Annotated in this window: 17 protein-coding genes; 7 read left to right on the top strand and 10 right to left on the bottom strand. The window is 69.8% G+C overall.

Annotated elements, in window-relative coordinates; genetic code table 11:
• Window positions 1-35: 35 nt before the first annotated feature.
• Genes QO011_RS17445 through QO011_RS17455 form a run of 3 tightly spaced genes read right to left on the bottom strand, consistent with a single transcriptional unit; the run spans window position 36 to window position 2,510 of the window.
• Entirely contained in the window at window positions 36-1,238 is a 1,203-nt protein-coding gene (locus QO011_RS17445; protein ID WP_307274498.1) for an amidohydrolase family protein, read from the bottom strand.
• 35 nt (window positions 1,239-1,273) lie between these two features.
• On the bottom strand, window positions 1,274-1,816 hold the full coding sequence (locus QO011_RS17450) for a MarR family winged helix-turn-helix transcriptional regulator (protein ID WP_307274500.1): 543 nt from the start codon (window positions 1,814-1,816) through the stop codon (window positions 1,274-1,276).
• Between the two features lie 49 nt (window positions 1,817-1,865).
• Window positions 1,866-2,510: a cysteine hydrolase family protein gene (locus QO011_RS17455; RefSeq protein ID WP_307274502.1), complete on the bottom strand. Its 645-nt coding sequence runs from the start codon at window positions 2,508-2,510 to the stop codon at window positions 1,866-1,868.
• 293 nt (window positions 2,511-2,803) lie between these two features.
• On the opposite strand from QO011_RS17455, the gene QO011_RS17460 reads away from it, so the two are divergent.
• The 7 genes from QO011_RS17460 (at window position 2,804) to QO011_RS17490 (ending at window position 9,708) form a co-directional block, all read left to right on the top strand.
• On the top strand, window positions 2,804-4,141 hold the full coding sequence (locus tag QO011_RS17460; RefSeq protein WP_307274503.1) for an ABC transporter substrate-binding protein: 1,338 nt from the start codon (window positions 2,804-2,806) through the stop codon (window positions 4,139-4,141).
• Window positions 4,142-4,211: 70 nt separating this feature from the next.
• On the top strand, window positions 4,212-5,153 hold the full coding sequence (locus QO011_RS17465; protein ID WP_307274505.1) for a sugar phosphate isomerase/epimerase family protein: 942 nt from the start codon (window positions 4,212-4,214) through the stop codon (window positions 5,151-5,153).
• Window positions 5,150-6,058: a carbohydrate ABC transporter permease gene (locus tag QO011_RS17470; RefSeq protein ID WP_307274507.1), complete on the top strand. Its 909-nt coding sequence runs from the start codon at window positions 5,150-5,152 to the stop codon at window positions 6,056-6,058. Before QO011_RS17465 ends, QO011_RS17470 begins: the two co-directional genes overlap by 4 nt.
• Entirely contained in the window at window positions 6,055-6,951 is an 897-nt protein-coding gene (locus tag QO011_RS17475) for a carbohydrate ABC transporter permease (protein ID WP_307274509.1), read from the top strand. The genes QO011_RS17470 and QO011_RS17475 overlap by 4 nt, the downstream gene beginning before the upstream one ends.
• A gap of 1 nt (window position 6,952) precedes the next feature.
• Entirely contained in the window at window positions 6,953-8,035 is a 1,083-nt protein-coding gene (locus tag QO011_RS17480) for a Gfo/Idh/MocA family protein (protein WP_307274510.1), read from the top strand.
• Window positions 8,032-8,886: an NAD-dependent epimerase/dehydratase family protein gene (locus QO011_RS17485; RefSeq protein ID WP_307274511.1), complete on the top strand. Its 855-nt coding sequence runs from the start codon at window positions 8,032-8,034 to the stop codon at window positions 8,884-8,886. Before QO011_RS17480 ends, QO011_RS17485 begins: the two co-directional genes overlap by 4 nt.
• A 12-nt stretch (window positions 8,887-8,898) precedes the next feature.
• On the top strand, window positions 8,899-9,708 hold the full coding sequence (locus tag QO011_RS17490; protein WP_307274513.1) for an SDR family NAD(P)-dependent oxidoreductase: 810 nt from the start codon (window positions 8,899-8,901) through the stop codon (window positions 9,706-9,708).
• Between the two features lie 88 nt (window positions 9,709-9,796).
• Here QO011_RS17490 and QO011_RS17495 read toward each other — a convergent pair whose 3' ends face one another.
• The 7 genes from QO011_RS17495 to QO011_RS17525 form a co-directional block, all read right to left on the bottom strand.
• The gene (locus tag QO011_RS17495; RefSeq protein WP_307274515.1) at window positions 9,797-10,213 is read right to left on the bottom strand and encodes a type II toxin-antitoxin system VapC family toxin; all 417 of its coding nucleotides are present in this window, start codon (window positions 10,211-10,213) and stop codon (window positions 9,797-9,799) included.
• On the bottom strand, window positions 10,210-10,476 hold the full coding sequence (locus tag QO011_RS17500; protein ID WP_307274518.1) for a type II toxin-antitoxin system Phd/YefM family antitoxin: 267 nt from the start codon (window positions 10,474-10,476) through the stop codon (window positions 10,210-10,212). The genes QO011_RS17495 and QO011_RS17500 overlap by 4 nt, the downstream gene beginning before the upstream one ends.
• A 242-nt stretch (window positions 10,477-10,718) precedes the next feature.
• Window positions 10,719-11,231 (bottom strand): F0F1 ATP synthase subunit B family protein, encoded by a 513-nt coding sequence (locus tag QO011_RS17505; protein WP_307274520.1) that lies wholly within the window; start codon window positions 11,229-11,231, stop codon window positions 10,719-10,721.
• Window positions 11,232-11,240: 9 nt separating this feature from the next.
• Window positions 11,241-11,789: a F0F1 ATP synthase subunit B gene (locus QO011_RS17510; protein ID WP_307274522.1), complete on the bottom strand. Its 549-nt coding sequence runs from the start codon at window positions 11,787-11,789 to the stop codon at window positions 11,241-11,243.
• Between the two features lie 72 nt (window positions 11,790-11,861).
• Entirely contained in the window at window positions 11,862-12,089 is a 228-nt protein-coding gene (locus QO011_RS17515) for a F0F1 ATP synthase subunit C (RefSeq protein ID WP_307274523.1), read from the bottom strand.
• Window positions 12,090-12,139: 50 nt separating this feature from the next.
• Window positions 12,140-12,883, bottom strand: a complete 744-nt coding sequence (locus QO011_RS17520; protein ID WP_307274524.1) for a F0F1 ATP synthase subunit A — start codon at window positions 12,881-12,883, stop codon at window positions 12,140-12,142.
• A gap of 48 nt (window positions 12,884-12,931) precedes the next feature.
• The gene (locus QO011_RS17525; RefSeq protein WP_307274526.1) at window positions 12,932-13,300 is read right to left on the bottom strand and encodes an AtpZ/AtpI family protein; all 369 of its coding nucleotides are present in this window, start codon (window positions 13,298-13,300) and stop codon (window positions 12,932-12,934) included.
• Window positions 13,301-13,493: the final 193 nt, after the last annotated feature.

Genomic DNA, 13,493 nt, shown 5'->3' on the forward strand with positions numbered 1-13,493 from the left:
CCGTTCCCCTCGTTCCGAAGGGGGCTTCGTATATTCTATGAGCCGGCAACGATCTCCGGCACGCGCCCGGCCGGCGGCGTGTTGCGGCTGCGGCCGGTGCGCGCCACGCCGTCGACCATCACCATGCCGATTCCCGGCAGGTTGCCCTTGGCGATGCTGTCGAGGAAGCCCTCGCCCGCCCCGCCCATCGCCTGGTCCATGAAGACGAGGTCGGCCGCCCGGCCTTCGGCGATCACGCCCCGGTCTGCGAGGCCGCGCACGTCAGCCGCGTTGCCGGTGGCGAAGCAGAAGGCGACCTCCGGGCGCACCCCGCCGAGCGAAGCCAGCATGGTGATGGTGCGCAGGATGCCGAGCGGCTGCACGCCCGAGCCCGCCGGCGCGTCGGTGCCGAGCACGACGCGCTCGAGCTCGCCGCGCGCCTTGGCGATGTCGAGCACGAAGAGCCCGGTCCGCAGATTGCCGTTGTGCACGATCTCCAGGGCTCGCGTGCCCTGCTCGCAGACCTGGCGGATCTCCGCGTCCGGCAGGGCGGTGGGACCGCCATTGACGTGCGCGACGATGTCGGCGTCGACCTCCAGCACCACCTCGGCGCCGATCCGGCCGGAGCCGGGCAGGGAGGGGCCGCCGGTATGGGTCATCGAGGTCATGCCGTAGCGGCGCGCCCAGGCGACCATCTGCCGTCCCGTCGGCCCGTCCTTGACGCCGCCGAGGCCGACCTCGCCGATCAGCGTGACGCCGGCCTCGGCGAGCTCGCGGAAATCCGCCTCGACGAGCCCGTGCTCCAGCACGGGCGCGCCGGCCAGGATCTTCATGCCGCCCGGCCGGAAATTGGCGAAGCTGCGCTGGGCGGCGATGGCGAGCGCCTTGAGGCCGACGAGGTCGCGCGGGCGGCCGGGCGTATGCACCTCGCCGGCCGAGACCATGGTGGTGACGCCGCCGTGCAGGCAGGACTCGATCCAGCCGAGCTGGTTCTGGCGCGGCGTCCAGTCGCCGGCGACGGGATGGACGTGGTTGTCGATCAGGCCGGGCACCACGGCGCTGCCCCGGGCATCGATCACTTCGGTCGCACCGGCGGTGTCGAGATCACCCGCAAAGCCGATCGCCGCGATCCGGCCGCCGGCGACGACGAGCGTATCGGCGTCGAGGATGGGCTGCTTGAGATCGCCGCTGAGCATGAGGCCGATATTGCGGATCACCAGCTTCTCGGCGGCGGTCGGCGCCTGATCGCCGTGGGACATGGGTCCAGCTCCTTCGAACGGGGACTTGCGGGGGTCTATTCGGACGGGCCGTCCTCGTCCGCGGCGATGCGGCGCAGGAGCTCGAGCAGCGTCGCCTGCTCGGTCGCCGACAGCGGCGCCAGCAGGCGACGCGCCACCTCCATGCTGCTGTCCAGCCGTTCCAGGCCGTAGCGCACGCCATGGGGGGTGAGCGTGATCGTCGCCATGCGCTGATCGGTCTTCGATGGCCGGCGCTCGATCAGGCCGCGCTTCAGGAGGGCGCGCACGACCAGGCTGATGGTGGAGGGGTCCATCCGCGTCAGCCGGCCGAGATGGTTCTGCGACACCTCGCCATATCGCAGGATGGTGGCGATCGCCGCGTGCTGGGTCGGCGTCAGATCGTCACCCGCCATCACCTCCTGGAAGCAGGCGGTGGCGCGCTGATGGGCGCGTCGGATGATGTGGGCCGGGTGGTGGTCCAGGCTGTAGCCGGTGCGGGCGTAATAGGCCAGGATCTCCTCGCGGCTGAGCGGCGCTGCCGGCTCCGGAGCGTCCTGCTCGGGCAGGGATGCCGGGTCGGCGTCGGCCTCTTTGGTCATTGCATGGTCCATTCGGTCACGGTTCCGCGGCGGGGAAGGGATCGCCCGCTCACGCCGCGACCTCGGCATTGCGCAGGCTGGAGCCGCCGCGCAGCGCCGCGATCACCGCCGCCGCGTCGCTGACCACGCCGAAATGGGTGGCGATGTCGTAGAGCGAGCTCGCCTGCTCGCGTGCCCCGGTGGCCGCGCAGCAATCGCTCGGCACCACCACCGCGTAGCCGTGGAAGAAGGCGTCGTGCACGGTCGAGCGCACGCAGATATTGGTGACGACCCCGAACACGATCAGCTGGTCGACCATCAGGTCCTTCAGCGTCAGGTCCAGGTCCGTCTGGAAGAAGGCGGAATAGCGCCGCTTGATGAGGTGGATCTCGTCGTCCCGCGCCCCGAGGTCCTCGATGATCTCGGTCGCCCAGGTGCCTTCGACCGCGTGCGGCGTGCGCTTCACCCATTCCCGGTCGCGCCGGACATTGCCGCGGTGGGCATCGTGCACCCAGATCACCGGCACGCCGGCCTCGCGCGCCGCTGCTATCACGGCGCGTTGGCCGGGAACCAGCGCCTCGTAGCCGGGCAGGACCATCCTGCCGCCCGGCTTGCAGAACTCGTTGATCATGTCGACGACGATCACCGCCGTGCGCGCCGGATCGAGCACGACCGGCTCGTCCTGGCGATGGGCGGAAAACACGTCCACGGGCATGGCAGCGCTCCTTCTGGCTGCAGCGCCGGCCGACGGCGATCCCGGGCCGGAGATATTCATTGATGATCATACAAAACTCAAGGTCCGGCAAAGTCAACCCGCTCCCGGAATCGCTCTGCTCGAAGGCGATGGAAATCCGGAGTTTTGCTCGAATTCATGCAAGTACTGCCCATTTTCGCGGCAGGAACGGTCGGCTTGACAAGTCGCGGACACACGGTCTTGATTGTATGATCATCAACGAAGTGATCGCGGTCCGCCCAGCGGATCAAGCGACCGGGATAGAGGGGTCCTCCATGGCTGTTCCATCCTGCAGCCCGCCTGTGCGGCTGCGTCTCGCCGTCCTCGGGCTCGCCGCCGCGCTCGCCTTCGCGCCGGCGGCCGCGTCGGCCGACGGCATCGTGCTGAAGGTCTTCGGCGGCTCCTCGCTCGACGTGCTGGCCCCGCGCCAGGCGCCGGACGAGCAGAAGAAGATCCAGCAGGCGGTGTTCGACGGCTTCCTCAAGAGCCATCCCGAGGTCTCGGCCATCGAGTGGGATGCCCAGGGCCCGCAATCGGGATCGCTGCAGCGCATGATGACGGCCAAGCTCGCCGGCCAGGAGATCGACCTCGTCGCCTGCCCGGCCTTCTGGGTGAACGGCGCCTATGTCCGCCGCGGCCTGCTGAAGCCGATCGGCGAGGAGATCAAGCCCTTCGCCGCCAATATCGACCCGATCTCGCTCGACGCCTTCACCAATGGCGGCAAGGTCTACGGCGTGCCGATCAGCACCCTGTCGACCTCGACCGTCTTCTACAACGCCGACCTGTTCAAGAAGCTCGGCATCCCCGTGCCACCGAGCTATGACGACCTCAAGGCCGCCGTGCCGAAGCTAAAGGCCGCCGGTGTCATCCCGATGCTGCACCAGGGCGCCAATGCCCCGCTCTGGCCGATGTGGTTCTTCGAGACGCTGGCGCAGGCCTCGGGCGACGCGGTCGGCGTGACGCAGACCAACCTCGCCGGCAAGACCCGGTTCGACGATCCCGTCGACGTCGAGGCCTTCCGGCTGATCAAGCAATGGGTCGACGACGGCATCCTGTCCAAGGATTCGCTGTCGGTCGACCAGGAGGGCATGCGCGCCGCCTTCGCCAGCGGCAAGAGCGCCATGTATTATGGCGGCACCTGGGAGGTGCCCTCGCTGAAGGAGAGCGTCAAGAGCTTCACCTGGGGCGTGTTCGCCTTCCCGAAGATGCCGGGCACGCCGGGCGCGCCCAGGCATGGCGGCGGCGCCGACAACGGCATCTGCCTGTCCTCGAGCATCCCTGCGGAGAAGGTGAAGCCGGCGCTCGACTTCGTCGCCTATCTCAGCCAGCCGGCGGTCGCCCGGCTCTATCTCGAGCCCGAGGAGCCGATCGCCACCTCGATCAAGGGCGTGGAGGGCATCGACACGCCCTATGCCCGCGACCTCCGGGCCACGGCCTTCCCCAACACCATCAAGTTTCTCGACTGGATCTGGCCGTCCGAGGTTGCCACCGCCACCGCATCGGCCATCGCCGGCGTGGTCGGCGGCACCCTGAGCCCCGAGGACGCGGCCAAATCGGTGCAGACGACGTTCCAGACGCTGGTCGACGACGGCAACTGGCCGCCCAAGGACTGAGCGTCTTGCCCAGGAGACATCCCGGCCGGACAAAGCTCCGGCCGGTGCGCATTCGACCCGGAGCACACCCATGACGGCATCGCGCGCCGACCGCCAGCGCTTCTCGATCGGCTATCACCTCAACAGCTGGGACCTGACCGGCCAGCCCCTGCGCCCGGCGCTCGACTTCCTGGCCGCTCAGGGCTTCGGCTGGTTCGAGATCCTGGCCTTCACCAGCCTGTCCGACCAGTTCGCGCGCAAATACATGCAGCTCGGCAACCTCGCGCCGCCCGGCGTCACCACCGACACCGACATCCTGCGCCGCTTCGCCCTCCTGTCGGAGGCCCAGAGCGCGCTGGGCATCCGCCTGTCCTCGCTCTATGTCAACGCCACCTTCGTCAACCCCGTGGCCTGGGCCTACGAGCGTGACGTGCTGGTGGCGCTCGCCCGCCTGCTCAAGGGGTTCGGCGCGCCGGTGCTGGTGCTCGGCGGCGGCCCGTCGGAAGCCTCCGGCAACCGGCACGGGCCGCAGGACTACAAGGATTTCTGCCGCGCGCTCGAGGATATCGGCCGGCGCACCGCCGATCTCGGCGTCGCCACCGTCTACCATCCGCATCTCGACACGTTCATCGAGCGGCGCGACCAGCTCGACCGCATGATGGACGAGCTCGACACCAGCGTCGCGGGCCTGTGCATTGATCCCGCCCACCTCGCCCAGACCCATTCCGATCCCGTCGACGCGCTGAAGACCTATGTCTCGGCCGTGCGCTACATGCATTTCAAGGACACCAGGGTCGACGACAGCCTGGTCGGCCCGGAACGCTACGCCGCCTTCTGCGAGCTCGGCGCCGGCGTGGTCGACCTGGCCGGCCTCGTCGACGTGCTGCTCGACGCCGACTATCGAGGCCTTGCCATCGTCGAGCTCGACGCCTCGCAGAAGACCGCCGAGCAGAGCACGCTGGAGAGCATCGCCTATCTCCGCGACACGCTCGGCCTGGCCCTGACGCCGGCGTCGGCCGCCGCCGCGGCATGAGCGCGCCGGCGGGGCTGCGCCGGTTCCGGCCGGGCGGCGATGCGGCCGCCGCGGCTGCCATGCTCGCGCCGGCGGCGGTGCTGTTCGCGCTGTTCTTCGCCTGGCCCTTCCTGCGCGGCCTCTGGATCAGCCTGCAGCGCTGGGACGGCTTCTCCGCGCCGGTCTTCGTCGGCCTCGCCAATTACCGCCGCCTGGTCCATGACGGCCTGTTCCTGGCCGCGCTCGAGAACAACCTCGTCTTCGTGCTGGCAGTCCTGGTGCTGAAGAACGGCCTCGGCCTCGGCCTTGCCATGCTGCTCGACCGGGCACTGGTGCTGCGCGGGCTGGTGCGCGCCGCGGTCTTCGTGCCGGTGACCATGTCCTTCGTCGCGGCCGGGCTGCTCTGGTCCTGGATCTACAATCCGGTGTTCGGCCTGCTCAATGCCGGGCTCGACCTCGTCGGCCTCGGCTCCTGGAAGCGCTCCTGGCTGGGCGATGCCGACATCGCGCTCTATGCGGTCATCGCCGTCGACGTCTGGAAATGGCTCGGCTTCCACGCGGTGATCTATCTCGCCGGCCTGCAGACCATTCCGGCCGAGCTCTATGACGCGGCCCGCGTCGACGGCGCCGGCGCGCTCAGGCGCTTCTGGCACGTCACCCTGCCGATGATGGTGCCGATCGTGCTGATCAACACCATCCTCGGCCTGTCCGGCGCCTTCGTGCGCAATTTCGACATCGTCCAGGTGCTGACCCAGGGCGGTCCCAACCACGCCACCGAGGTGGTGATGACGCTGATGGTCAAGACCGCCTTCCAGGACGGCAACATGGGCTATGCCAGCGCCATGGGCTATGCGCTGTTCCTGATCGTCGGCCTGGCCTGCGTCGGGCTGCTCGCCCTGGTGCGGCGCGCGAGGCTGGCGTCGTGACCCGGGCGCTGGCCGCCGCGGCATCGCTCCCGGGCCTGCCGGCGCGCCGGCGCCGCGGCCTGCCCGACATCCGCAGGCTCGGCGAGCTCGCCCTCGTCTACCTCGCGCTCGCCCTGGTGCTGGCGCAGACGCTCTATCCCCTGGCCTGGGTGCTGTTCGGCTCGCTCAAGGCCAAGGAGGAGATCATCACCAATGTCTGGGGGCCGCCGACCAGCCTCCACTTCGCCAACTATGCGGAGGCCTGGCGCATCGCCGGCATGGGCGCGCGCGTCGGCAACAGCCTGATCGTCACGGCGGCGGCGCTGGTCCTGCTCGTCGTCGTCGCCACGCCCGCCGCCTATGCGGTGTCGCGGCTGCGTTTCCCCGGCCGGGCCGCGGTCCTCGCGCTGGTGATCGCGGCCATGCTGGTGCCGCCGCAGGTGATGGCGATCCCCCTGTTCATGACCGCGCGCGACCTCGGGCTGATCAACAGCCTGCCGGGCATCGCGGTGATCTACGCCGCCGCGGCCATGCCGCTCTCCATCGTCATCATGCGCGGCTTCTTCCTGTCGCTGCCGGCCGAGCTCGAGGACGCCGCCCGCATCGACGGCGCGAGCAGGCTGCAGATCCTGGTCCACGTCATGCTGCCGCTGATCCGCCCCGGCCTCGCCCTGGTGCTGATCTTCGGCTTCATCGAGATCTGGAACGACTTCTTCCTGGCCTTCCTCCTGCTGCGCGAGCCGTCGGTGCAGACCATCCCGCTCGGGCTCGTCGCCTTCTTCCAGCAATACGGCTCGCTCTGGCACCTCTATTTCGCGGCGCTGACGATCACGACGCTGCCGGTGATCGTCGTCTTCGTGCTGATGCAGCGGCAGTTCATCGCCGGCCTGACGGCCGGCGCGGTAAAGGCCTGACATGACCACCAAGCCCATCGGCGTCGGCGTGATCGGCTGCGGCGAGATCGCCCAGCTGATGCATCTGCCGATCCTCCACGAGCTGCCCGAGCTCGAGATCGCGGCGCTCTGCGACCTGTCCGCCACGATGCGGCAGGGGCTGGGTGAGCATTACGGCGTCGCCGCCCGCTACCACGACTATCGCGACCTCCTGGCCGACCCCGCCGTCGAGGCGGTGGCGGTCTGCACCTTCGATCACGCCCCGGTGGTCGAGGCGGCGCTTGCCGCCGGCAAGCATGTGCTGGTCGAGAAGCCGCTCGCCTTCACGCCTGAGGAGGCGCGGCCGCTGGTCGAGGCCGCCGAGCGCAGCGCCCTGGTGGCGATGATCGGCTACATGAAGCTCTACGACCCCGGCTATGTCCTCGGCCTCGAGCGCATCGCCGCCATCGGCCGGCCGAAGATGATCCAGGTGCACGACTTTGCCGGCCGCTTCGACCGCTACCAGCAGCTCTACACCCAGCTGCGTGGCGCCGACGTCGACCCGGCCGTGATCGAGGCCGGCCGTGCCGCGGCGGCGGCGCGGGTGCGGGCCGCGCTCGGCCCGTCCCATGCCGGCCATCACGACCTCTACATGATGCTCTTGATGCTGGGCAGCCACGATCTCGCCGTGCTGCGCGGCGCCTTCGGCGTCGCCGAGACCGTGTCCCATGCCCAGGCGGTCGGCCCCACCCACCTGCTCGCCGTGCTCGGCTTCCCCGGCGGGGTGCCGGCGCTGCTGGAGATCGCCTTCGGCGCGCAGTATGAATGGTGGGACGAGTGGATGAGCGTGCACGGCGAGCGTGACGAGGTGAGGATCGAGTTCCAGAACCCCTATGTCCGCAACGCCGCCGCCCTGGTGCGCCTGCGCGAATCCGCGGGGCAGGGGCCGTCCGAGCGGCTGCTGCCGGGCACGCCGGACACTGCCTTCCGCCGGCAGTGGCAGCATTTCGCCGCCTGCGTGCGCGGCGGCGCCGCGCCCCGCACGCCGCTGCGCGGCGGGCTCGAGGACCTGGAGCTCGCCGTGCGGATCGTGCAGGCGATGGCCCGGCGCGAGGCGGAGGCATGAAGGTCGCGGTCACCGGCTCGAGCGGCCTGCTCGGCCGCCATGTCGCGGCGGCGCTGGCCGCCGCCGGGCACGAGGTGCTCGGCATCGACACCGCGCCGCCCCCGCCCGGGGCGGCCTGGCAGCACGCCGCCGCCGATGCCGGCGATCTCGGCGCGCTGGCGCAGCTGATGCGCGGCGCTGGCGCGGTGGCGCACATCGCCGCGATTCCGCGGCCGACCGGCCGGGCGCCGGCCGAGGTGTTCTCCGTCAACGTCCGCACTGCCTATGCCGCGGTCGAGGCGGCGATCCTGGCCGGCGCCGGACGCTTCGTCTATGCCTCGTCCTTCAGCGTGCTCGGCTATCCCTTCTTCGAGCGGCCGGTGACGCCGCCCTATCTGCCGGTGGACGAGGGCCATCCCATCGGGGCCCAGGACCCCTATGGCCTGTCGAAATGGCTCGGCGAGGAGATCGTCGAGGCGGCGGTACGCCGCGGCGCCTTCGATGCCGTGAGCCTGCGCATGCCCTGGATCCAGACGCCGGCGAGCTTCTTCGCCGAGGTCGGGCCGCGGCGGCAGACCCCGCAGGCCGCCCGGGATCTCTGGAGCTATCTCGACGCGCGCGACGCGGCCGCGGCCTTCGTCGCGGCGGTCGAGCGCCCGCTCGCCGGCCATGTCCGCCTCTTCCTCAGCGCCGCCGACAGCTTCGCCGAGGAAGCGACCGAGACGCTGGTGCGGCGCGCCTATCCCGGCGTGCCTCTGGTCCGGCCGATCCCCGGCACCGGCGCGCTGATCGACACGGCCCGGGCGCGCGTGGCGCTCGGCTTCGAGCCTCGCCATGCCTGGCGATCCTATGATCGCGCGGGCGGCACCTGAACGGAGACGGCCATGCGCTTTGCCGACAAGATCGCCCTCGTCACCGGCGGCGCCGGCGCCATCGGCAGCGCCGCCGTGCGCCGCTTCGCGGCGGAGGGCGCCGAGGTCGCGATCGTCGACCGCGACCTCGCTCGGGCGGAAGCCCTGGCCGCCGAGATCGGCGCCGCCGCCGCGGCCTTCGGCGCCGACGTGTCCCGGCCGGACGAGGTGGAGCGCGCCGTCGCCGGCACGGTGGAGCGTTTCGGCGGCCTCGACGTGGTGTTCAACAATGCCGGCATTCCCGGCAAGGTCGCGCCGGTGCACGAGCTCGCGGTCGAGGACTGGGAGGCGATCGTCCGCGTCAACCTCAACGGCATGTTTCTGGTGCTGCGCGCGGCGATCAGGGCGATGATCGCCGCCGGCACGGCGGGATCGGTGGTCAACATGGGCTCGTCCATGGCCGGCTGGGACGTGCTCGCCGGCGGCGCCGGCTATGCCGCCACCAAGCACGGCGTGGTCGGCCTGACGCGTGTCGCCGCGCTCGACGCCGCGCCCTGGGGCATCCGCGTCAACGCCATCTGCCCCGGCGTGATCGAGACCCGGCTCGGCGTTCCCGCCGCCGACGAGGCCGCCTACAGCGTCGGCATCGAGCGCTTCGCCAACCGCATCCCGCTGCGCCGCATCGGCCAGCCCGAGGACGTCGCCGCCGCGGTCGCCTTCCTCGCCTCCGACGATGCCCGCCACGTCACCGGGGTCGACTGGCTGATCGACGGCGGCCAGACCCTGCAGAGCTGGGCGAATGCGCCGGAGGCCGAGGCCTTTCCGAGCCGGCGGGCACCGTAGCTGGCGATGGGGATAGGGGGCGCCGCGTCGACGCTGCTCGCCGTCGTCGTGAGGCGGTCGAGGGGAGGGCGGTGCGCGAAGTGCGCCGTCACGCCTGAAAGGAATCGTGCAGGGCGACGCCCAGCCCGGTGAAATCGGCGGTGTTGCGCGTTGCGAGCGTCAAGCCGTGCACGAGGGCGGTTGCCGCAATCAGCGAATCGGCGAGATGGAGGCCCCGGCCCCGTTGCGCCTGCGCGGCGCGCAGGACGGCGGCGGCTTTCGCTTCCGGCGTGTGAACGGACAGGATCCGATCGGAATAGAGGGCAAGGAAGCGCTCGACGGCCTCCGTCAAGGCCCGCCGGCGCGCACCGTCCTGCAGACGCTCCAGCCCGAAGGCCAGTTCGTGCAGGGTCACGACCGACACATAGCCATCCTCCAGGGCATCGAGGAAAGCGACGACACGGGGATTGCGATCGGGCCGGGTCAGCTCGGAGATGACGTTGGTGTCGAGGAGAAAGCCCGTCACCGAGCGTCACCGTGGTCGAAGGGATTGTCCGGAACCGGTTCCGCACGTGACGGGATCTCGAGGGGGTCGGACGCAGGCATATGCTCCAGCAGCCAACGTCCCATGGCGGGTCGGGAGGTCTGCAGGCGCTGCCACTGCGCCTCCGACACCAGCCTATAGCCGCGTCTCGTGCCGATGCGCTGCGGCCCTTCCTCGTCGGCACGGCGCAACAGTTCGGACAGACGGGCCTTGGCCTCGGTGACGGTCCAGATGTGCTGGTTCATTGACCGTAAGTCCAGCGCTCTCGAGCGTGTAATCTAGTCTAGACTGGTGCTCTTTGCAAGCGAAGCGATGCTCGGTGGCGAGGCCAGACCATTGAGGGCACGATGCCGGCGTCGCATTCGAGGGTCTGGACGCGACCGGTTCACGGCGGGACGTCCATCCGCAGGAGTGCGCCCATGCCGGGGCACCCAAAGAAAAGGCCGCCCCGAGGGGCGGCCCGTTCCGGTGTGCCGGGAGATCGCGCTCAGTTGAGCTTGGTCTTCACCTCGGCGATCGCCGTGTTCATCAGGTCGCTGCCGTTCCGCGCCTGGCCCGACAGGATCGAGCCGGCGGCGGCGATGGCGGCGTCCGCGGCGGCCGAGCGCACCTCGGCCAGGGCATGCGCCTCGGCCTGGGCGATCTTCTGCTCGGCGAGCTTGGTGCGGCGGGCGACGAAGTCCTGCACCTTGGCGACCGATTCGGTCTTGAAGCGCTCGGCCTCGTCCTTGGCGGCGGCGATGATCGCCTGCGCCTCGGCCTCGGCCTCCTGCTTCTTCTTCTGGTATTCGGCCAGCAGCTTCTGGGCTTCCTCGCGCAGCGACTTGGCCTCGTCCAGCTCCTTGCGGATGGTGTCCGCACGCTTGTCGAGCGCCTTGCCGATCTGGCCGAAGCCACCGATCTTCCAGGCGATGAACAGGAAGATCACCGTCGCGACGAGCACCCAGAACTCGGGCCCCGAGGGATCGAACACTTCGTGGAGGATCTCTGCGAAGTACATGTCCTCTCCTCAGCGGGCCGCGGCCGAATCGACGGCGGCCTCGACCGCGCCGGCTTCCGGGCTCCTGCCGGTGAGCCGCTCGATGATGGCGCCAGCGGCGTCGATGGCGATGGCGCGCACGTTGCCGAGCGCCGCCGCCTTGGTCGCGGCGATCTGCGCCTCGGCCTCGGCGAGCCTTTCGGCCAGCTTGGCCTCGAGGCCCTTGCGCGTCGTCTCGGTCTCGGCGGCGACCGCGTCGTGGGTGCGGCCGGCGATGGCCTGCGCCTCGCCGCGGGCCTGCGCCAGCGACTGCTCGTGGGCGGCCGCGGCCGCATCGCTCTCCGCCTTCATCCGCTGCGCCGCCGCCAGATCGGAGGCGATGCTGTCGCCCCGGGTCTTGAGGATCTCGGCGACGCGCGGCAGCGCGACCTTCGACATCAGGATGTAGAGGAGCCCGAAGGCGATCGCCAACCATACGAGCTGCGAGGGGAACGTGCCGCTCTCGAAGGGCGGGAACGCTCCCTTGCCACCGTGCTCGCCGGCCGGAACCTCGGTTCCCGCGTGCGTCGTCTCAGCCATGAAGCAAAACCTTCAACGGTCGTTGGACTCGATCGGGCTCCCCACCCGGCCGGGCAGGGCGATCGAGGCGCCTCAGACCGCGAACAGGAGGAGGAGGGCGATCAGCAGCGAGAAGATGCCGAGAGCTTCGGTCAGGGCGAAGCCGAGCAGCAGGGTGCCGCGCTGGCCGTCGGCCGCCGACGGGTTGCGCAGGGCGCCCGACAGGAACTGGCCGAACAGGTTGCCGAGGCCGATGCCGGCGCCCGCCATGCCGAGGCAAGCCAGACCAGCGCCGATGTACTTGGCTGCGATGGGATCCATGGGAGACTCCTGTGGGTGAACGGTGGAGGGGAGGGACGGGGGGATCGCTCTCAATGGCCCGGATGCAGGGCGTCGTTGAGATAGATGCAGGTGAGGGTGGCGAAGACGTAGGCCTGGAGCACGGCGACCAGGAACTCCAGCGCGATCAGGGCGATGGTCAGCAGCAGCGGCAGCGGCGAGAGCACCGCGAACACGCCGGCGCCGGCGAGCGCCACCACGAAGCCGGCGAAGATCTTCAGCGCGATGTGGCCGGCCAGCATGTTGGCGAACAGACGGACGGAGAGGCTGATCGGCCGCGAGAGGAAGGAGATCACCTCGATCACCACCAGGAGCGGCAGGAGCCAGCCCGGCACGCCCGACGGCACGAACAGCTTGAGGAAATGGGCGCCGTGCTTGTAGAAGCCGTAGCCGAGGACGGTGAGGATCACCAGGAGCGCCAGCGCCACCGTGACGATGAGGTGGCTGGTGACGGTGAAGAAGCCCGGGATCATGCCGAACAGGTTGCAGATCAGCACGAAGCTGAACAGCGAGAACACCAGCGGGAAGAACCGCATGCCGTCCTGGCCGGCGGACGAGCGCACCGTGCCGGCGACGAACTCGTAGAGGCTCTCGGCCACCCCCTGCCAGCGGCCGGGGACGACGGCGCGGGCGGAGGTGCCGGCGATCATCAGGAGCGCCACCGCGCCGACGGCGAGCAGCATGAACAGGGCGGAATTGGTGAAGGCGATCTGGTGTCCGCCGATCGTCGCGATCGGAAAGAGCGTCTTGATCTCGAACTGATGTATCGGATCCATCGCCGGCCCGGCCTCTGTCTCAATTGTGCGGAGCGTGCCCCGCCTTGCCTATTTCTTTCCGGGCAGTGACCTGCCCAGCATTCCTGCCGACCGCATCACGTTCATGATTCCGGCGACGAAGCCGAGCATCAGAAACACGATCATCCCCCAGGGGGATGTGCCGAGCAGCCGATCCCCCAGCCAACCGATTCCAAAGCCGGCGATGATGCCGGCAATGAACTCGCTCGACAGGCGCATCGCCTTGCCGATTCCGTTCGGGTCGGAACCCGTGCCCGCGCTCGACGCAGGCCTGACGTCCGCCTCGGCCCTTTCGGGCCCGAGGCGCTCGCCAAGCCGACGCAAGCGCTCGGACAACTCGGCTTCGCTGGGATTGTCGCCGGTCCCCCGACCTGGCCGGTTCGCTCCGTCGCTCGCCATGGCGGCAACATGCTCCCTGGCCGGCAGCAACAGCGCCGGATACCCCCCTCGAAAGTCGGGCGGACCATACCGATGGCCCCCTGCGGTGTCAAGGAGAGGCCGGATTAAACTAAGTCTTTGATACGGAACTGGAATTCTGGAAAACCGTGTGGCTTGCGACAAACCTTCCCCAGCAGCCAATCATGGCGCTCGT

The sequence above is a fragment of the Labrys wisconsinensis genome, assembly GCF_030814995.1.
GTDB lineage: Bacteria > Pseudomonadota > Alphaproteobacteria > Rhizobiales > Labraceae > Labrys > Labrys wisconsinensis.

Bases quoted from the DNA above. Each gene is read 5' to 3' on its own strand.
- QO011_RS17445 (WP_307274498.1), bottom strand. From the start codon at position 1,238: ATGTCCCACGGCGATCAGGCGCCGACCGCCGCCGAGAAGCTGGTGATC.
- QO011_RS17450 (WP_307274500.1), bottom strand. From the start codon at position 1,816: ATGACCAAAGAGGCCGACGCCGACCCGGCATCCCTGCCCGAGCAGGAC.
- QO011_RS17455 (WP_307274502.1), bottom strand. From the start codon at position 2,510: ATGCCCGTGGACGTGTTTTCCGCCCATCGCCAGGACGAGCCGGTCGTG.
- QO011_RS17460 (WP_307274503.1), top strand. From the start codon at position 2,804: ATGGCTGTTCCATCCTGCAGCCCGCCTGTGCGGCTGCGTCTCGCCGTC.
- QO011_RS17465 (WP_307274505.1), top strand. From the start codon at position 4,212: ATGACGGCATCGCGCGCCGACCGCCAGCGCTTCTCGATCGGCTATCAC.
- QO011_RS17470 (WP_307274507.1), top strand. From the start codon at position 5,150: ATGAGCGCGCCGGCGGGGCTGCGCCGGTTCCGGCCGGGCGGCGATGCG.
- QO011_RS17480 (WP_307274510.1), top strand. From the start codon at position 6,953: ATGACCACCAAGCCCATCGGCGTCGGCGTGATCGGCTGCGGCGAGATC.
- QO011_RS17485 (WP_307274511.1), top strand. From the start codon at position 8,032: ATGAAGGTCGCGGTCACCGGCTCGAGCGGCCTGCTCGGCCGCCATGTC.
- QO011_RS17490 (WP_307274513.1), top strand. From the start codon at position 8,899: ATGCGCTTTGCCGACAAGATCGCCCTCGTCACCGGCGGCGCCGGCGCC.
- QO011_RS17500 (WP_307274518.1), bottom strand. From the start codon at position 10,476: ATGAACCAGCACATCTGGACCGTCACCGAGGCCAAGGCCCGTCTGTCC.
- QO011_RS17505 (WP_307274520.1), bottom strand. From the start codon at position 11,231: ATGTACTTCGCAGAGATCCTCCACGAAGTGTTCGATCCCTCGGGGCCC.
- QO011_RS17510 (WP_307274522.1), bottom strand. From the start codon at position 11,789: ATGGCTGAGACGACGCACGCGGGAACCGAGGTTCCGGCCGGCGAGCAC.
- QO011_RS17515 (WP_307274523.1), bottom strand. From the start codon at position 12,089: ATGGATCCCATCGCAGCCAAGTACATCGGCGCTGGTCTGGCTTGCCTC.
- QO011_RS17520 (WP_307274524.1), bottom strand. From the start codon at position 12,883: ATGGATCCGATACATCAGTTCGAGATCAAGACGCTCTTTCCGATCGCG.
- QO011_RS17525 (WP_307274526.1), bottom strand. From the start codon at position 13,300: ATGGCGAGCGACGGAGCGAACCGGCCAGGTCGGGGGACCGGCGACAAT.